Genomic DNA, 20,112 nt, shown 5'->3' with positions numbered 1-20,112 from the left:
TTGAGTAATGTTTAAGCTGTACCACCTACTGTTAACTGATCTATTTTAAGGCTTGGTTGGCCTACGCCTACCGGTACGCTTTGACCATCTTTACCACAAACACCCACGCCTTTATCAAGTGCTAAGTCGTTACCAACCATAGATATTTGCTGCATTACTTCTGGGCCATTACCAATAAGCGTTGCGCCTTTAATTGGTCGGGTAATTTTACCATTTTCGATTAAATACGCTTCTGATGCACTAAATACAAACTTACCTGAGGTTATATCAACTTGTCCGCCGCCAAAATTAGGCGCGAATACCCCTTTTTTAACTGAGCTGATAATATCGGCTTGGCTGTGCTCACCACCTAACATGTAAGTATTAGTCATGCGAGGCATTGGTAAATGTGCATACGACTCACGACGTGCGTTACCGGTAGGATTTACACCCATTAAACGCGCGTTTAGCTTATCTTGCATATAGCCTTTTAAAATACCGTTTTCGATGAGCACGTTGTAAGCGGCTGGTGTGCCTTCGTCATCTACGTTAAGTGACCCACGGCGGTCAGCCATGGTGCCATCATCAACAACTGTACACAGCTCAGATGCTACTTTTTGGCCCACTTTACCACTAAACGCAGACGCGCCTTTGCGGTTAAAGTCGCCTTCAAGTCCGTGCCCTACCGCTTCGTGTAAAAGCACGCCAGGCCAACCATTACCAAGTACCACTTCCATCGTGCCTGCAGGTGCATCAATAGCCTCAAGATTTACTTTAGCTTGGCGTACCGCTTCTTCAGCAAATTCCATCCAACGTGGTTTACCATCAACAAGCTCTTTAAAGTAACCATAATCTAAACGTGCACCACCACCTGCGCCACCGCGTTCACGGCGACCATTTTTTTCAAGCAGTACTGAGCAGTTTAAACGAATAAGCGGGCGAATATCGGTGGCAAACGTACCATCACTTGCTGCGATTAATACTTCTTCGTAAACCGCTGACATTGAACTAATTACTTGCTCTGCATCGGGTGCTAGCTCACGAATATAGTTTTCAAGTTCGCGTAATAAGCTCACCTTGTCGGTATCACTCATACTCGAAATTGGCTGGTGCGGTGCAAACTGCTCTTTAGCTTTAACATCACTAAATACTTTAATCGCTCTATCTTCGCCAGCATCTGCGATACTACGAGCCGCTGTAGCCGCTTTATTAAGTGCTTCGAGGTTTATTGCATCAGAGTAAGAAAAACCTGTTTTTTCGCCACTTACAGCACGTACACCAACACCACGTTCAACGTTATAAGAACCTTCTTTAACTAAGCCGTCTTCAAGCACCCAAGATTCGTGGTGGCTTGATTGAAAATATAAGTCAGCGTAATCCACTTTATGCTGGTGTATGTAAGCGAGCGTTTTTTCGAGCTCTTCTCTATTTAGCAGGCTGTCATGTAGTAAATGCTGTTCAACCGAATTCATAATAAATGCTCTCTAAATCGTTGATGAGACTGCACGGGCATATCTCGTCTAATTTTTTGTAACTGGTCTAAATCTGCATAGCAGCTTATAAAACCGGTGCCTGTTGGCAATTCACTCAGGGTATTGCCCCAAGGTGAAATAATAATACTGTGGCCATATGTTTGTCGGCCATTTTCATGTGTACCGTACTGAGCTGCTGCAACTACATAACATTGTGTTTCTATTGCTCGAGCTGCTAATAGCGGTTGCCAATGCGCTTGCCCTGTAGGGACTGTAAATGCACTGGGTACTAAAATAATATCGGCGCCTTGGCGTACTAGTTCATTGAATAAGCCACTAAAGCGCAGATCATAACATACTGTTAAGCCAATTTTACCAAAGGGAGAATCAACAACCACTACATCGCTACCTGCTTGGGTAAAATCTGACTCTCGATAGCTACCTGTTTTATCATCAACGGTTACATCAAATAAATGTATTTTGTTATACGTTGCAACCAGCTCACCTTGATTATTAAATAAGTGCGATGCTGCGTAATATTTATGCTCGTTAAATGGCTCAGGTATTGTGCCTGCATTTAACCAAATATTATGGTGTTGGCACAATTCACTAAGTTGTAATTTGTATTGCTCAACCTGCTTAGCAACACGTAACGTATCGTTACCGCTTTTACTAAACACTAAAAAAGCCTCTGGTAAGCAAACAAGTAATGGCCTCATTGTTGGGAGGGTTTTAAGTGCGCACTTTAAGCTTGCTATGTTGTCATCTGGGCTTAGCCCTGAACACATTTGTAGGGCAACTATTGTGGGTGTGCTTACATTTACTGTTTTGTTCATTGCGCTACTGTTACTTGTGCATCTTTAAGTTTTAAATCGACTGATGCTTGTGGCTGATTTTGCGCAGCTTGAGGTAGCGTAACTTCACGACTTTTTCTGTCGAGCTCTTGAACAATAGGATCGTTCATTTTACCCGTTACTTTAAAATTGATCTCTGAGATGACGCGCGCAGAATGAATAACTTTATCAAGTGCCAGCGCTGCAAGCCCTGTTACTGGATTAACCATCCATGCCACTATAACCGGAATGCTTGAGGTTACTTGTGGCGCTACAGCAAGGTCGTAATCTATATCTAGCGTATTTAAGTTTGCGTAGCCTTTAATTGTTAAATCGGCAGGCACACCGTCCATTTTAGTATCTTTAGTGTAAGCGATACCGTTTTCTAACTGCATAGAGCCTTGCATGCTGTTATAAAAAAAGCCCTTTGAAAATACATCTCTAAAATCAAGTTTCAGTTTGCGTACGAGTGAATCAAGGCTCAACAGCGAAAATACGCGTGCACCACCATCACTGATTTCAGTTAAGTGACCTTCCCCTAAATCCCAAGTAACTTCACCACTTAAACTTTTTACGTCAAAATCATAAGGTGCAGCTTGCCAAGTAAGATCATAATTTAGATCAGCTTTTGAATCTTTAATCGCGGAGGTTATATCAAACTCGCCAAACAATGCGCCTATATCATCACTTTTAAGCTCACCACTTAGGGTTGTTAAGCCATTTTGCCATTGCCCTTTAGTGCGCAGTACATGATCTCCTTTATCGATTACAAGTTCTGATATCGATAAGCGCTCGCCATCACCTAATAATGACGCACTCACTTTATCAAGCTGGTAGCGATCAATTTTACAGTCACTACATTCAAACTCAATGGCAGGTATTTTGGTAAGCCAGCTCAAGTCTTCCTCAGGAAGCACATCTGTTATTTCAATTAATTGCTCGCTAGGCTGTGCAAAATTAAGCCTTAAGTAATCGGCATTAATTCGTATAGGCATGCTCGGTTGTGATGTAGGAATAAAAACGCCAGCTCTAAGTTCTTTAGCATTTAGCTTTAGGTATAAATCGTCTTTTGATGGTGCTAAACGCATTTCAAAATCATTAAAGATGATGTTACTCGCATCAAGCATACCTATATTTGCGACCACCTCATTAAGCGGTGGCATAATCCCTTTTGATTTTTTATCTGGGTTTGATTTACCTGCTTTAATTATTTGATCAATCAGATCAAACCAAGGCACTAATTCACTCTGCTCAAGATTTATATTTACGCTTAAGTCTTTTTGGTTTAATCCTAAGTCTTGTTTTCCGAGCACAAAATGGACATTACTAAACTGTGATTTTCCATTTTCTAAAATAGCATTAAAGTAAAACTGTTGATTAGCGTTTGCTGTAATGAGATTAGAAATATCATCACCTTGTACTACAGCATCAAGCGCCCACACTTGTTCGCTATTTTTATTATAAGGTGCGGGTAAGTTACTCGTTAAGCCAAGTAGTTCTGAGTTTACCTGTGCACGATAATTAAAGCCTTGTTCGGTAAAATTAAGTACTAAACCAATATCAACATCGCTTTGCCCGCTTAAATAATTTTTTAATATACCTTGTCCACTATCTATTAGTGTATCAGCATCAATTTTGGCGTTTATATCTATGTCTGCTTGGTAATTTTTAGCATCACTTTTACTGCTGTAATTAATAGTTAGCGGCATGCCCAACCACTTCGCAGTCGCATTTTTAAGTGTGATGTTGTCGTTTGTAAAGTTAAGTTCGCCAGTTAAATTTTTAAGCTCAATACCTGGCGTTGCTATAAATACTGGCAAGTCATTTAAATTAACTTTGCCGCTAACACTGGCTCCGCCTTTAAACTTAGAGCCTACTAAAAGCTCAATACTGGCATCGGCTTCGCCTTTGCCCTGTATAACTTTAAAAATTTCAGCAAGAGGTTTGGCAATAGGTGTCGCTGCAAAAAAGTCATGTAACTTTTCCATCTCTGCTTTTTTATCAATTTGCACAATAAGTTCATCAGCATTCATTAAATCTGCAATGCTCACCTGTACACTATTACCAATATCTAAATTAACCAACTTGCCTTGCTGGCTATATATGTCCATTCGCTCATTAGCAAAATGTAACTGTACATTAGCATTAGTGACCGCAGGCCAACCAGGATCAAACTGATACGCTGCGTTATCTATTTGCGCTAATACATCAAACTGACCACCACCATCAGTAAATGGGAAACCAGACAAAGGCCCTGCAAATAATATTTGTGCTTTAGATACTTCTCCGCCTTTAATTGCACCATTTAAATAGCTAACAAGCTCAGGGCTCATCGCTTTTAATGGGAAGTAATGACCTGCAATGCTAGCATCTGGGGCGAATGCTTCTGCGTAAAGATCTAATCGAGGATCATCTGTTAGACTAATTTGTAATTCTGCAGCAAGAGTAACTTCATCATTATCAAACCAGATATTGTCACTACTTATATGCCAGCCATCATCTCGCTTAGTTAAATCTAGCTCTACATTTAGCTGGTTATAATTTATGTCGTTACTAAAGCTTTCGCCTGTAACTAATGTGCCACTTTCACCAAATAAATTTATTCGACCAGTACTTTGGGTAAGTAAACCATTTACTCTAAGTCCTTGCGCTGCTGGTACCGATCTTAATTCTTGCCAGCCAATATTGTTAGCCTCAAACCATAATTGCCATTGCTGTGCATTAGAAAAACTTAAATAAGCTTGATCTATTTGCCCACTAGGTTGGCGTTCTAAAAATGGTTCAAGTGCATTAAAATTACTTAGCCCGGCTAGGTTACTCAGTAATTCAAAATCAACTTGATGCAGCCACACTTTATTTTGCAGCCCTAGTTGGGCTTCAAACTCTAAACTTGGCCATGCTTTATCGTTACTATTAAATGTTAAACCGGTGCTTTTTAAGTGCCAGCTATTTTGTTCTGGATATAGATGGAATCCACCTTCACTCAAACTAACTTGTTGGCTTTGCTCTTCTCGCTGCCAGCGTACAAAGCTTGGTAACCACTGCATTTTCACATCGCTTACAAAACCTTTATCTAGTTTTAGCCATGCTTGTAAATTAATATCACTATGCAGTTGTTGTTTTTGCGTATTTATATATTGCGCTAACCAATTAGATACATCGACCTTATTAGCCTGCACGTAGATGTCGCCCGCTACTTGCTCTAGAGTATCCCCAGTAAGTGCTATGCGCGCGTCAAAGTCTCCGACCGAAATACCCGGTAATGCTAAGCTTCCACTCCCAAGATGCTGCTCATCTTCATTTTGCCAAACAATGTTTTGAAGAAGTAATTTACGTTCTTTACCGTCTTCTAAAATAAAGTTGATGCTGGAATTTTCTATTGCAAAATGCCCAGTTTTACCCAAAAACAGTTCTTCAATTAGCTCTTTTTGCTCAAAAGAAACTTCGTCGTTGTCACCGGGTTTAAATAAGTTAGCGATATTTACACTGGTATGAAAACCATTAATAACAAAATAATTAGATCTAAGTTGCAGTGCTTTTAAGCTTTCCCATAGGTTTAGCTCTAAACTAGTTTTAGCAATAGTGAGTGATATTGGCGCGGTTTCGTTATCTTTAAACGATAAGTTTTCTAGCACTAATGCAGGACCACTGCCCTGCCAACTAGCTGATATTTCACCGATAGATAAGCTTATTTCAAATTTTTCGTGTAAATAGCTTTCTATGTCACCTTTGTATTCGTTTGCATACGGGAGGGTATATTTTAAAATTGAAACAATAACGGCCAGTAATACCAAAATTATGGCGCAGGTCTGCCATAACTTTCTAAAACAAAAAAAACAGACCGCTTTTGCTTTCATTACATCATTACCACATCAAACTGTTCTTGGCTGTATAAGCTCTCTGTTTGAATATTGACTTGCTTACCAATGAATAGTTCAAGCTCAGCAAGGTTATGATACTCATCGTTTAGTAGGGCCTCACTTACCGCAGGCGCTGCATACACCATAAACTTGTCCGCTGCGTATGCTCGGTTAACACGCACTATTTCACGTAGTATTTCGTAGCAAACCGTCTCAACTGTTTTTTGCGAACCACGACCGGAACATGCAGGGCACACATCACATAAAATATGCTCTAAGCTTTCGCGTGTACGTTTACGCGTCATCTCAACAAGACCAAGCGCTGAAAGCCCATTAATATTTGTTTTAGTGCGATCTTTTGCAAGGGCTGATTCAAGTGAATGTAATACTCGGCGCTTATGATCCTCACTTACCATATCGATAAAGTCGATAATGATAATACCGCCTAAGTTACGCAACCTAAGCTGGCGGGCAATTGCAGAGGTTGCTTCTACGTTGGTATTAAAAATTGTTTCTTCTAAATTACGATGCCCTACAAATGCGCCAGTATTAACATCAACAGTCGTCATTGCTTCTGTTTGGTCAATAATTATATAACCACCCGATTTTAGTGTAACTTTACGATGTAGTGCTTTTTGAATTTCGTTTTCAACATCAAACAAATCAAATATAGGTCGCTCGCCCGGGTAGTATTCAAGCACTTGAGAAAGCTGTGGAACAAATTCTTCTGTAAATAATTTTAGTTCTTCATAACTGAGTTTAGAGTCAACGCGAATGCGCTCCATATCTTCGCCTACGTAGTCACGCAGGGTTCTAAAGGCAAGCGTTAAATCTTCGTGTAGGATACTGGCTTTACTCGTTTTTCTACGACGTGATGTTATTTTTTCCCATAATTTTCTTAAAAAGCCAGCATCGTGTCGTAATTCAGCTTCGCTAGCACCTTCAGCAGCTGTACGTACGATAAAGCTGCCATTTTCATCGCCATATTCTGCGACTATTTTTTTAAGACGTGAGCGCTCTTCTTCAGTTTCTATACGCTGACTAACCCCTACATGGGTCGCATCAGGCATAAACACTAAATAGCGAGAAGGAATAGTTATATCAGTGGTGAGCCTTGCGCCTTTAGTGCCGAGCGGATCTTTTACCACTTGCACCATAATATATTGGCCTTGACGAACTAACTCTCTAATATCTTGTACTTTTTTTATTGGTACGTCGTCTACGCCTTCAACAATAGAGGCGCTATTTACAATATCGGATGCATGCAAAAATGCAGCCTTTTCAAGGCCGATATCAACAAAAGCAGCCTGCATACCTGGAAGTACGCGGCTTATTTTTCCTAAGTAAATATTGCCTACAATACCTAGGTTACCAATTCGCTCTAACTGTATTTCTTGCAGTACACCGTTTTCTATTAGGGCAACACGGCTTTCGCTCGGTGTGACATTGATCAGTAATTCTGTACTCATGTTACCTTCTTAAGAATGTTTTTAATAATTGTTCGGTTTCATATAAAGGTAAGCCTACAACAGAAAAATAGCTACCCGCAATGTGAGTTACAAAGCGGCCGCCTAAACCTTGGATACCGTAGCCACCGGCTTTATCTTGTGGCTCACCTGACTCCCAATAAGCATTAATTTCTTCATCTGTTAAGGTTTTAAAAGTAACATCTGTGCTTACAACACAGCTAAGCACATCATTTTGCGTCGCAAATGCAACTGCGGTAAGAACTTGATGCGTGTTACCCGATAGGCGTTTTAACGTGTGTGTAAAATCATTCTTATCGCGAGGTTTACCCAATGACTCGTTGTCTATAACAACCACGGTATCACTACCAAGTACAGGGCGATCGGTATATCCAAGCTCTACACCGCTTTGGGCTTTCAAGCGCGCTAAACGCTCAACAAGTGCTCTAGGTTGCTCGTTTGGAAGTGGGCTTTCATCTGCATCAACACTAAATTGTGTAAATTCGACACCTAATTGGCTTAATAACTCTTTACGACGGGGAGAGGCTGATGCCAAATATACTGCGGTAGTCATTACCTGATCCTAAAATGTCTGCGATATTTACGAAGTAGTAAAAAGACCCAAAACCAGCTAACCATTCCGGTTGCTACTGGCCATAAGTACTGTGGATTAAAATAAACCCCTAACAAAAAGTGATTTAGCCAAAACTGCATTAAGTGATACAGCGTTAAAAATAAACCAATTAGTAGGCTTTGTTGCCAAAGCGAAAAGTTACGAATTTTTTGAAAGTTGCTCGCGGTTACAAAAATACATACCGAGAATGTAAGCGAGTTCACGCCCAGCGGTGAGCCAGACGCTAAATCTATTAATAAACCAACGACCCAAGCAGTACCAATATTTAAACGATGCGGTACTGCTAGCGACCAATACATAAGTACAAGTAAAACCCAGTCAGGTCTAAATGGCTCAAACGAAAATGGAAGTGGCATTAGTGCCATTATTAACGCAAAAAAGATGCTTAGCGCAATTAACAATGAATAACGGTTAATCATCGCTGATTTGCTCCTGTTGATTACGCCATAAAATAACCAGCAAACGAATGCGATCTAGTTGCGCAATAGGTTCTGCAAAAACTTGTGCAAACGGTCGCCCTTCATCACGATTTATTTCAGTTACTACTGCCACCGGGTATCCTTCAGGGAATGTACCCCCTAAACCCGATGTAACAAGTACATCGCCAATTCGCACATCTAAACTGTGTGGAACGTGAGAGAGCTTAACGACGTTAATTTTACCTATGCCTTCAACAACCGTTCGTACATCGTTACGAAGTATACGCACAGGTGTGGCATGTGTGGTGTCGGTCATTAGTAGCACGCGTGAAGTTGTTGAACCAACCTTTGTAAGCTGCCCTACTACACCCATTTCATCAATTACAGCTTGGCCTTCACTAAGCCCGTCAGTAGTACCACGGTTAATAACAACCTGATGACTATACGGGTTTGAATGTACAGAAAGTACTTGAGCAATAATTTTACGATTTGATTGCTTTGCAGATGAGCCTAGTAAGGCGCGCAATTTTTGATTTTCTCTGGCTAGAAATTGATACTGCTGAAGTTGCTCGCTTTGTAGCATTTGCTTTTTTTTCAGCGCTTCGTTTTCAGTAAGAAGTTGATCCCGCGTATGCAGGCTTTTAGCACTTAAGCTAAATAATTCGTAGGGTAAATTAGCAACATAGATTAGTGGGCTAACTAGAGTATTAAGGCTGGTACGAACAACGGTACCACCTTGCGTATATCTGTCTCCAACTATGAGTACGATACTCAAAAGCACTGCGACAAAAAGTCGCAGTTGCAAAGAGACTGTGCGTCCAAACATTAATTTCATTAGTCGTAACTAAAAACGTCACCACCATGAACATCGATCATTTCTAATGCTTTACCACCACCACGCGCAACACACGTAAGTGGATCATCAGCTACAACAACCGGAATACCCGTTTCTTCCATTAATAAACGGTCTAAATCTTTTAATAATGCACCACCGCCAGTAAGTACCATACCGTGCGCAGAGATATCTGATGCAAGCTCTGGTGGTGATTGCTCAAGCGCAACCATTACTGCACTCACAATACCCATTAACGGCTCTTGTAGAGCTTCTAGGATTTCGTGTGAGTTAAGTGTGAATGAACGCGGAACACCTTCGGCAAGGTTACGACCGCGCACTTCAATTTCGATTGGCTCATCAGTTTTGAACGCAGAGCCAATTTGATGCTTAATATTTTCAGCTGTCGCTTCACCGATTAAGCTACCAAAGTTACGACGTACATAATTAATAATAGCTTCGTCAAACTTATCACCACCAATACGAACAGATGATGAGTAAACAACGCCGTTAAGTGAAATAATAGCCACTTCAGTTGTACCACCACCAATGTCAACAACCATAGAACCTGTTGCTTCTGATACTGGTAAACCTGCGCCAATAGCTGCTGCCATTGGTTCTTCAATTAAGTAAACTTCACGAGCACCAGCACCCATTGCAGATTCACGTATTGCACGTTTTTCTACTTGAGTAGCACCACACGGTACACAAATTAGTACACGCGGACTTGGGCGCATAAAGTTATTGTTATGCACTTGCTTAATGAAGTGTTGTAACATTTTTTCAGTTACATAAAAATCAGCAATTACACCGTCTTTCATTGGACGGATTGCTTTAATATTTCCCGGTGTACGACCTAGCATTTGTTTTGCTTCTGTACCTACAGATGCAACACTTTTAGGTCCACCAGCGCGTTCTTGGCGAATAGCAACAACAGAAGGTTCGTTTAATACAATACCTTCTTCTTTTACATAAATTAGGGTATTGGCTGTACCCAAGTCGATCGATAGATCGTTAGAAAAAATACCACGGAGTTTTTTAAACATGAGGCTGGATGACCTTTGAAATACGTTCTTATATTAGCTGCCTCACTTTAACATGCTTAACTATATGAGCAATATAAAGCGCAGCGCCTTTGTGAATTTATGAAAAAAGGAAGCAAAGCTTCCTTAATTGAGTTTATCGTTCGCGAACTAAGCGAAAACCAATGTAGTTAGATCTAAAATCAGGCGCTAAAATTAAACGCGTAGATGCACGAGCAAGGCTTGGTGCAAAATTCCACGCTCCGCCTCTTACTGCTACATCAGACTCACCTGATTCTTTATCGGTCCATTCCCATACATTGCCTACGGTATCGTATAATCCAAATGCATTTGGAGAAAAAGAACCTACTGGTGATGCACGTCTATTTGACCATTCACTACCACACCAACCACAGTTAGCTAGGTTTTTACCAATTTCGTTACCCCAAGGGTATTCTGTTTCGGTTCCTGCACGTGCCGCGTACTCCCACTCAACTTCGTTAGGTAAACGAAATTGCTGCCCTGTTTGACCCGATAACCACTCTGCATAAGCTTTTGCATCGTTATAAGTTAAACATACAGCAGGGAAGTCACTGCCTTGCTCAAAACCAGGATTACGCCAATTTAAATTTGCTTCCCATACTGGCTCGCCATTTAAATAATACGCACACCCTTTATTTTTTTCCGCTTGAGTTTTATAACCTGTATTTGCTACAAACTTCTCGTAGGCACCTACGGTTACCTCTTTACTTTGCATAGCGAAAGAATTTGCTATTACTTTTTCAATTACTGGACGTTCATTAGCTAAACCATTGCCATTAATATCGCCCATTTTAAATTTGCCTGCAGGAATAACGACAACCGGCGTTTCAACGTTTGCATTTAATACATTAACGTTTTCACTAACCTGACGCGTTGTTACTTCTGGTTGCTCTCGAGTATAGGTCGGTGCAGCAATCGACTTAGGCTTTTTTACCAAATTTGCATTAATTGTTTGTGCTTTATTCAAATCAACACGAACTTGATAAGGCTTATAGCCAAGCTTACGTATTTCAATGTTGTGAATACCCGGAGGTAAACGCGTGATCAAGCGTGTTGAGCCAAAGCTTACACCATCAATAAACACTTCATCGTCGTATACGTTTGAGCGTAATGTCAACTCTATTGATTGATCCTTCTTCTTATTAAGGATAGAAGGGTAATCTTTTTTCACCGATGCAGGTTTAACTGAATAATCACGTACTGGCTGCTTTTCTAAACGAGAAACCGACACCGTGTTGCTATTATCCGCGCTATTACTGAATGTTAACTGACTATCAGTAAATGTTGTGCCATAAGCGGGTTGATAAGCAGCAGTAAGTGGCGTGCCGTACTCAGAACAATAACGGTTATCAATGCTTAATAAGCTACATAAACGGCTGCTGTTTACTTCGCCGCGCATGGTTACACTTAAGTTAACGTTGTAGTTACCTTGGCCGCTAAATGCACTGTTAACTACATGGCTACTTAATATTTGTACTTGAGCGCCAGCCAAATTACGTTTTGGCTCAACAATGCGCTCTTCTGTTAAGTTGGCAAATATTTGATCTACAAAGCGTTTAGTTGCTTTTTGTAGACCCATTTGCTGACCGCGTTGCTCACACGCTGCTAGCGTTTCTGTTCGCTTACAGTTAATAGTATGGTTAACTTCAAGCGTGCCTTCACGTGTAAACTCGTTACGTAAACGCTCTACTCTGGCTGTAGTTAACTGCTCTTTTAAACTTTCTAAAGTATTTAAAAGCGTATGCTTAGCAACACGAATTTGCTCTATATCTTTACGGTGGGATGCAATTGCCGCCAACTGCATAGAAATATCATCTTTATTTTGCTTATGATCAATCACCGCTTTTTGATAGCGTGATTGAGCCGCACTAATATTAATAGTGGGATCGTCAATTAAACGACGGTACATTTCGTTCATCGCATCGAGCGCTTGGTTTTTTTCTTTATCTAGCTCTGTAGAACGAGAACGAAGTAGCTCTAGTTGATTTTGTAACTGACTTTCTTCTTTAAGATGTTTTTCAAGTATTCTTGTCGAGTTATCGTATTCTGTCTGTTTAACACTAATCTCTGACTCAATTCCAGTTACTGTAGCTGTGTCTTGTGCAAATGCACTACTAGCTAACAAACTAGCTGAAATTAACAGAGATAAAGGAGTAATTCGCATATATTCCAGTCCCAAAAAGCGGCAATTATTTGGTCGTTATTATTTATTATAATTAAAGCCTTATGCTATGTACTTGCAGCACAAAACACAAGCTTTGTTCAATTATTATCTTAGTTTACAACTATTCGCGTGTTTCACGCCAGTAAATAACCCGATCATTTCCTCTAAAGCGTCCAAATTGTAAAATAGTACGAGGATCAAGCTGTGTTTCATCCCCCTGCCAATCCCACTTTAACCAATCATAAGTATTATATTCTAGGATAAATTCACCCAAACCATTTGGCTGTGCATAAATACCATTGTTTGCAGGATACACTCCCGCCTCTAACTGGCCAGATACACCTGTTCCATATTCATAGGCTAATTGCGGGCTGCTAGGTGATATTTGAGTAATCTGGGTATGATCAAATACACTACAGTTATCTTCTGCGTTATTTACAAATCCACTGCCGTTGTAATACTGAGCCTGCATAGGAATAAGTAAAGGGTCGAGATCGGAGCCTGCGTTATTACCAAGTACTAAACGTCCAAATCTAAACTCTATTGGCAATGTATTTAGTCGTACACTATTACAGCCACCCGAACATGCTGTTTGTGTATTAGGTTTATCATTTGCATCAATAAGTGTTGCCCCTTCTATGTTAGAAAGCGTTGCCATTAAACTCACCATAGCGAACGGTCCATCTGCTTGCCCTACACCTAATCTTTGAAGTGTGGTGTTTATTTCACTCATTTGCCATTGGCCGTCGCTTATATCTCCCCAGTTATTATTCCCTAGGTTTACTAAACGGCTAGCAAAATTAGTTGCGGGTACATAGTTAGCTGCTTCATTATTTTCGGCATTAATGGCTACACTGGACTTATCAAAGCCCTTTTTATAATTAGCCATTAGCTCACCATTTTGATTTTGTGCCTGTACTGTAAAGCCAAGTTCAAAAGGTTGATCGAGGTAAGTTAAATTACTGCCGTATTGCATGCATTGCGCGGCAGCTTGAACACCTAATATTTGAAACTGTGAAGGTGCAAAACGGCCAATGTTATATAATTCACCTTTAACATCCCCCGCACCAAAGTAATCAGCATCTTGAAGACCTGCTGTTAAATCAATTATGCCAACTTGGTCGTAATTATACTGCGATATAGATTCACTCAAACTGCCTGTATCACTAAAGGCAACAGTGCTCATCGCTTCAAGCGTACCTTGAACGCCTGGCGTAGGCGCTTTAAGTAATGCCTCTAAAAGAGGTTGCTCTGCAATAAAGTGCTTGGCAATGGTGTTATTTGTTATATTGCTGTAGTTGTCTGGGTAACCATCGTTGTTAGTGTCTTGTCCTGTTTGCCATTGCACCGCATTCATTTTTAAATCAAATGCTTCGCCCGTTAATCTAAATAAAGTTCCATCAGCGTCTGCTGCATAACCATCACTTGCAACTTCCATCGCCAATCCAAATGGCTTTACAACATATTCATTTGAACTACCCGTTAAATTGACTGATAAGTTAGTAATTGGATCTAAAATTAAGTTGGTTTTTACATTTAAGCTCAATTTTCCTGCATCGGGATAATTTATAACAATTGGGGCTTTAGACTCACTATCAAAGTTAAGTATGAATGATTTAGAGGCTTGCTCGACCGCAAAGGTATTATTGTTGTTACTAAGTGAAACCGTATCGGAGCAACTTGCACCCGCGCTGCATGTATACGATAAATCTAAGCTTACATCGCCACCAGCGGGAAATGCAGCTTCGCATACGCCCGTAGTGGTATTTGTTTTTACTGCCTGAATAGATAGCGCTTTTGCATTAAATCCAGTATTTGAAGGCTTTGCTGATAACTGAGTAGGAATTGTAGTATTACCATCGGTTTCGTTATTAAAAATAAACCCTGCATCAGAAAATGTAACTTTACAGCCACTCAAACCAACATTGTTACCACCGATATAACAACGAAGAGGTGCGGAAGGCTCTGCAGTGTTATATCCAAATGTAACACTGCCTGTGGTGCGTTTCGCAAACTCAACAGTTGTTGAGCCTGTAAAATTAATATTCTCCCCCGTAACCCAGCTTTGTTGCCCACTATTATCTGGAGAAAGATTTAAACTAGACGGCTCTGCAAATAATAAATCGCAGGCATCATTTGCACAGGCTGTGAGTGTCATCTCTTTAGCTTCACACGTTAGAGCATTGTTATCGCTTATTGTTAAACGATAATGATCCAGTGTTTCTGGTGTATAAATACCACAAAAACCAGGGATACTTTCGGGTACTGGTAGAGCGTCAAACGTTGAGCTCCCTTCGGTAATAATTTGAGTAGCCGATGTAATTGATCCCTGATACGTTACATTTTGAGCGATTCTTACCTCACCAGTGGCAACAATATAGCCCGTAATATTGGCATCAGCTGCAATAGCAACCGCACCATCCACATAAATAGCCAAGTACGCGCCAGTTTCTACTACTATATTTGTTTTACCGATATTCAAAAATGAAGTTGATAGAAGTGAGGTTGTGTCTTTTAAAAAAATACGTGTAGGCGCTGTTACTCTGTACTCTGTTTCCAGCATACTTAACTGCAACTCATCGTAATAATAGTCGCCAGCTAAAGAAGTAGGTACGGGCCCCGTTGAGCTGCCATCGTTTGTAACCGTTGGCACCTGCGCCGCTTGATTTGGCTCTAACGAGTTATAGCCACCAGCAACACACGCCTGACCATTACACAAAGGAGGGCTCGTCAGCGCTGTAGAAATCAAGTTTGTGGTGGTAACAAACTGCGCATTACCATCGGTTATTTCTACCCCCTGAACCAACTGTACCTCACCGTTATTATAAGTAGAAATAGCACCTGGGAATAACGTATCACAATCTAAAATATCACCATTAAATACAAAGGTACTGGTCATGGCGAGTATTGATGCTTCCTCGTTTACGTGACGGCGCTCGTTATCGCCATCACGATCTTCGTCAACAACAAGCCCTAGCCTGTCGGTCCTTAGATTACAGCTGCGTAACCACCCACCATCATCTTCTTGGCGTGAGTTTTTACTTGCTACAACTAGCGGAGCCACACTAAAATTATTAGTAAAACTAAAGTAATTACAGCCATTGCTCCAACCGTCAACTTCAAAGCCAGTGAAAAAAGTTTCCCACGATACCTCAACGCCATTATCGTCAGAAAATATGCGATTACTTCCAGGCTCTACAGCCATATAAGCAACAGTTTCCGTTTCTATTAGCCCAAGTGCTGTTTCAGATGCTTCTAAAGCAATATTAACGCTGCTGGCAGATAGAGAACCACTTTCTACTGCAACGGTTAAAAACGGGATTAACGCCTGCGAAGGTGGATTGCTGTCTATGCTATTGAGTGTTTGTAATGAATGGAAAAAGTTTGGCCTTTGAGTGAACGGTTCAGCAAATGTCAGTGATTTATATCCCTTAGGTGTTAGTGGAGCAAAGCCAGATTTAGAGCCGTACTGTAATTCGAGTAATAAGTCTGTACTGCCAACTTCCATAATTGTTCCATCAGAAAACTCATGCACGCCATATTCAACGGCTAAGTAGTGCGCCCCCATACTAATATGTCCGCCGTCCTCTCCTGAAGGTTCAAGCGGTAAGGCCTCAAAGCTAGTTGTGGTTATATTACGTATTCTTATTATTGCAGGGTTTCCGCCTTGGTTTGTTGAGAGCATAAAGACAGCAGGAGGTGTAATATATTGCTGCTGAAAATTAACTTTTGTCCAAACAGGCGATGTATATGTATCTTGCAGTTCTATATAACGGCCTTCGATTTTTGGAGGCACTGCATTTGCGTAATTACAAAGTAACACGCAGCTAAAAAATATAATGACTAATACATTTTTCATCATGGTAAGGTTTTAGCCTCCACACTGAGCGTTCTTTGTGTTTGCCAATAATCTTTTCTGCAGCTACTCCCTGCAGGGCAATCAATTGCGGCGCACGTTGCACTGCTTTGTAAGTAATATATATTCACAAGCCCGTTTGTTGTACTGCTATCTGGTAGGTCTATATATTCATCGCAACTTACCACTACTTTACAGTTAGCTAAATATGCAGCTTGGAAAGTTAAATCAGTAGTAACTGATGCACAGCTTTGAACTGAGCTATTTATTGGAAATAGTTGTGTTAAACCACTTTCAAGGCCGCTTTGTGCTGCCATATAAGCGCGAGCCCCATAATACTCAATGGTATTTTGTTGAGATGCACCAGAAAGCACTTTAACTAATGCTAATCCTAGTGCTAATAAAGCAACAATAATTACCAAAGAAACAATTATTAAGTTTCCTTTTTGTTTACTGGGTAAAGCTTTTCCGTGGGGATTTTTTTTAAGGTACATTAGGAATATGCACCTCATGGTTAAAGCTCATAACTTCAGTATCGTTAAATTGCATTTGCGCATTAACATTAAGCACAGCGTTTCTTTGTAGGGAGAGCGCATCAAGAGTAAAAAACAAATCGCTCGCTAAATTGTTAGCAATATAAATACCTAATAAATCACGTTTAACACCACTGCTTATTTGTAAGCTCACGGCATCTAATTGATTAACAGTAAAACCGTAATTGGTATATCTATATAAATACAGCCCTTCAACGCAAAAGCTTACAGGTTGAGAGAGTAAATAAAGGCGCTTACTCGGCGACTCTTGGGCAAATGCTTTGCTAAATTGCCACTCATCAATTGCACTAGTGGTGGAGCTATTAAATGCTGATATTATTAAACGTTTATTATTATTCTCATCGTATATATCAGCGCTGCTTAATGGGTATATCGTTGCCCAATCTCCAGCTTGCGGCTCAATTAAATTATTAAGTTCAAAATCAACAGCGCTAACATTAAAAGGCGCTACAGTTGGTAAATAATTTGTATAGTGAGTGGCCGATAAAAACGGCGTAAATTCTAAACACTGCTGCGCACTACACGCTCCGCTAGTATTATTATCGCAAGAGAGCCTTAAGGAATTTGGCGTAGCATGGCGCAACTCTTTACTGAGTCGCGTTATTAAAAAACGAGCTTGGGCTACAGCTTCTTGGCGTTCAACCCCTTGCGAATAAATACTGACTCCAGCACCAATAAACGAAAACGCACTTACGGCTAAAATACCAATAATAACCATAACAAGTAATAGCTCTATAAGGGTAAATGCATTTTGATATTTGGCTCTTTGCATTAGTAATTCCCCTTATAAGCACTAAATCCGTAAACTTCGCCTAAGGGTGATGTTACTTTTATAGTAATACGCTTAAAGGTTGTGCCATCGTTGATGGTCAATTCGTTAAAGTCGCTATCGTACTGGACTGTAATAACTAAGTTAAAGTCACTGTACTCGCTTAACACCTCACCTAGGCTATTTGTAATCGGTTGATTAGAAAGTGCAATATAGTCATCTACATCGTTATAACTGGTTCTGGTTTCTGAGTTATCTACTCCTAAGTCAGCAGGTGCGGTACAAGCCTCAGCACCCAAGGTTGTTTCGCCGCAACGCCTAAAAGGAGCGCTTCTATCGCTGTGCTCATCAAACGATTTACTTTGAATTTCGTTCATTAGTGATTGACCAAATTCAGAGGCCCTTAAAGCAATAATTGGCTCTGCACTTTTTTTGGCTTGTGGGGCTATTAAAGCGGTAATAATACTAAGCGCGATAGCAAACATTACTATGCCAATAATAAGCTCTATTAGAGTAAAACCCTTCACACTAAGGGCACGCATAGATAAGCCCTTCACCACTGATGCATACGCCAGCTAATCCAACATCTATTCGACACTGCGAAGTACAGGTTTGATTTGATTTACCTAAAGGATCAAAGCTAATTTGGGTAAATATATTCGCGTTACTATCTAAAGCGTTAAATGTTATGTCACTTCTTTGCGTGTTTATTTGTACCACTAAATGATCGGTATTATTAGCATCAGCTCCTCCGATACATGTATCGGGTGTGGGGGGAGCAATAAGTGTGGAGGTTATATAAAGGGTATAACAACTTGCCATTGCTGTATTTTGCATGGCACGTAGCTGCACTGTTCTCAGTGCATTTAAAGTACGATCTCGATACGAATAGGCGTCTTCTGTTGAGCTGCCCAGAAATTTGGGAACTGCCGTTACCGACAGTATTCCCAATATTACTAGAGTAATAATTAACTCAATGAGTGTGAAGCCACGCAATCGTTGCTTACTACTGCTTTTCATTTATGTAATTAACAGCCTTCTATAAAAAGCTCAACTTTAGGCGGCGTCACTATCACTGGCCCAGTAGTCGCCGTTGCTTGAGTATACTCAATACGACATTTGTCATCTGTAGCTGAGTCCCCTGTTGCAGTATAGCTGTTTGGGTAAATAGTAACTTTTGGTACGGCACCAGCATCAGTAGTACCATTAGTACCATTAGTCGTTTCTACAAAATTAAAGTCTGCTATATCAGCTCCAGTACCATCGAAATCCACATCCAAAAATGCTTCAAACGCAGCCTCTTTTGCAGCTGGATAACCATACACAATAGCAACATTTCCTGTATCAACTGCAACAGTTTCTGTTTTTTCCTTTTGCGTGCTAGCAATTATAGCCTTCCCATTCACAATATTCATACCACTGCGAATAGAGCCCTGTAATCCTTCAAGTGTTGAAGCATTCGCGTCACCCTGTAAATTTAAAAAACGAGGTGCTGCGGTAACAGCCAAAATGCCCAAAATAACAATTACGATGATCAATTCAACAAGTGTAAAACCTGCTTGTTTATTCATTGGTAAACTTTTTAACGATTGCGTTTTCATAAGTAAGCCTCTTTTAATTACTTAATTTTTAAATATTTTTACTTTGCCTGTTTTAGCAAAGTATGAAAAACCTGTTAACCCTAATATTTCACCCGTATTGGTAGGTATACTTTTAATATCAAAGGTATGAGCTAAATAGTAGACGCATTGCGTACTTTCTGCATTGTACCTAACTAAAAAACTTACACTTTTTATTTTTGATATATCACTACTCAAGGTACTACTGGGTGCGTCTTGTAAAATTACATTTAAAACTTGGCGACATTTATTGGCATTTATAGCTTCAGCACGAGTATCTTTTTTTTCTGTTTCATCGCTTGTTGGTGTACCTAACATTCCATCAACACCAACGATTACTCCTCCATAATTAACAAATGTTTTGTTTGACCTACTGCTTGGTCTCCCTTCTAATTCCCACTGACCCCTAACCATGTCAACGGCCGATGAGAAACCACCTGCAATAGCATCCACGCTTGCATTATGCGCTTGATTTTTAATACCTATATATTGAGGTATAGCAAAACTCATAATTACGGCCAATAAAATAACAACAATAACTAACTCAAATAATGAGAAACCTTTTGAGTAAGCCTTTGATGCTATCACTTG

Annotated in this window: 16 protein-coding genes; all 16 read right to left on the bottom strand. The window is 40.3% G+C overall.

The features are described from left to right. Positions 1-11 precede the first annotated feature (11 nt). Positions 12-1,451: a metalloprotease TldD gene (gene tldD / locus EU510_RS10035; RefSeq protein ID WP_149593388.1), complete on the bottom strand. Its 1,440-nt coding sequence runs from the start codon at positions 1,449-1,451 to the stop codon at positions 12-14. After that, entirely contained in the window at positions 1,448-2,287 is an 840-nt protein-coding gene (locus EU510_RS10030; protein ID WP_149593387.1) for a carbon-nitrogen hydrolase family protein, read from the bottom strand. The genes tldD and EU510_RS10030 overlap by 4 nt, the downstream gene beginning before the upstream one ends. Beyond that, positions 2,284-6,141, bottom strand: a complete 3,858-nt coding sequence (locus tag EU510_RS10025; RefSeq protein ID WP_149593386.1) for a YhdP family protein — start codon at positions 6,139-6,141, stop codon at positions 2,284-2,286. The genes EU510_RS10030 and EU510_RS10025 overlap by 4 nt, the downstream gene beginning before the upstream one ends. Beyond that, complete coding sequence (gene rng, locus EU510_RS10020; protein WP_002958405.1) at positions 6,141-7,613, bottom strand: ribonuclease G; 1,473 nt, start codon at positions 7,611-7,613, stop codon at positions 6,141-6,143. The genes EU510_RS10025 and rng overlap by 1 nt, the downstream gene beginning before the upstream one ends. A 1-nt stretch (position 7,614) precedes the next feature. Next, positions 7,615-8,184 carry a Maf family protein gene (locus tag EU510_RS10015; RefSeq protein WP_002958404.1) on the bottom strand — a complete coding sequence of 190 codons (570 nt, stop codon included), beginning with the start codon at positions 8,182-8,184 and terminating at the stop codon, positions 7,615-7,617. Beyond that, complete coding sequence (mreD, locus tag EU510_RS10010; protein ID WP_002958403.1) at positions 8,184-8,663, bottom strand: rod shape-determining protein MreD; 480 nt, start codon at positions 8,661-8,663, stop codon at positions 8,184-8,186. The genes EU510_RS10015 and mreD overlap by 1 nt, the downstream gene beginning before the upstream one ends. Further along, positions 8,656-9,498, bottom strand: a complete 843-nt coding sequence (gene mreC, locus EU510_RS10005; RefSeq protein WP_173400216.1) for a rod shape-determining protein MreC — start codon at positions 9,496-9,498, stop codon at positions 8,656-8,658. Before mreC ends, mreD begins: the two co-directional genes overlap by 8 nt. Beyond that, positions 9,498-10,541: a rod shape-determining protein gene (locus EU510_RS10000; protein ID WP_002958401.1), complete on the bottom strand. Its 1,044-nt coding sequence runs from the start codon at positions 10,539-10,541 to the stop codon at positions 9,498-9,500. Before EU510_RS10000 ends, mreC begins: the two co-directional genes overlap by 1 nt. A gap of 133 nt (positions 10,542-10,674) precedes the next feature. Further along, positions 10,675-12,723 carry an SUMF1/EgtB/PvdO family nonheme iron enzyme gene (locus tag EU510_RS09995; RefSeq protein ID WP_149593385.1) on the bottom strand — a complete coding sequence of 683 codons (2,049 nt, stop codon included), beginning with the start codon at positions 12,721-12,723 and terminating at the stop codon, positions 10,675-10,677. Positions 12,724-12,844: 121 nt separating this feature from the next. Further along, on the bottom strand, positions 12,845-16,585 hold the full coding sequence (locus tag EU510_RS09990) for an H-type lectin domain-containing protein (RefSeq protein WP_149593384.1): 3,741 nt from the start codon (positions 16,583-16,585) through the stop codon (positions 12,845-12,847). Further along, on the bottom strand, positions 16,582-17,073 hold the full coding sequence (locus EU510_RS09985) for an agglutinin biogenesis protein MshP (RefSeq protein ID WP_149593383.1): 492 nt from the start codon (positions 17,071-17,073) through the stop codon (positions 16,582-16,584). The genes EU510_RS09990 and EU510_RS09985 overlap by 4 nt, the downstream gene beginning before the upstream one ends. Further along, on the bottom strand, positions 17,063-17,905 hold the full coding sequence (locus EU510_RS09980; RefSeq protein ID WP_149593382.1) for a type II secretion system protein: 843 nt from the start codon (positions 17,903-17,905) through the stop codon (positions 17,063-17,065). Before EU510_RS09980 ends, EU510_RS09985 begins: the two co-directional genes overlap by 11 nt. After that, positions 17,905-18,444, bottom strand: coding sequence for a prepilin-type N-terminal cleavage/methylation domain-containing protein (locus tag EU510_RS09975; RefSeq protein WP_149593381.1), 540 nt, complete (start codon positions 18,442-18,444; stop codon positions 17,905-17,907). The genes EU510_RS09980 and EU510_RS09975 overlap by 1 nt, the downstream gene beginning before the upstream one ends. Continuing rightward, on the bottom strand, positions 18,431-18,922 hold the full coding sequence (locus tag EU510_RS09970) for a type II secretion system protein (RefSeq protein WP_149593380.1): 492 nt from the start codon (positions 18,920-18,922) through the stop codon (positions 18,431-18,433). Before EU510_RS09970 ends, EU510_RS09975 begins: the two co-directional genes overlap by 14 nt. Positions 18,923-18,930: 8 nt before the next feature. Then, complete coding sequence (locus EU510_RS09965) at positions 18,931-19,503, bottom strand: prepilin-type N-terminal cleavage/methylation domain-containing protein (protein WP_149593379.1); 573 nt, start codon at positions 19,501-19,503, stop codon at positions 18,931-18,933. Between the two features lie 21 nt (positions 19,504-19,524). After that, positions 19,525-20,109 (bottom strand): Tfp pilus assembly protein FimT/FimU, encoded by a 585-nt coding sequence (locus EU510_RS09960; RefSeq protein ID WP_149593378.1) that lies wholly within the window; start codon positions 20,107-20,109, stop codon positions 19,525-19,527. Positions 20,110-20,112: the final 3 nt, after the last annotated feature.

The organism is Pseudoalteromonas sp. FUC4 (assembly GCF_008370255.1).
Classification (GTDB): domain Bacteria; phylum Pseudomonadota; class Gammaproteobacteria; order Enterobacterales; family Alteromonadaceae; genus Pseudoalteromonas.
Note: the sequence above shows the minus strand (reverse complement) of the source record. Positions and strands in the feature narration are given on the sequence as shown.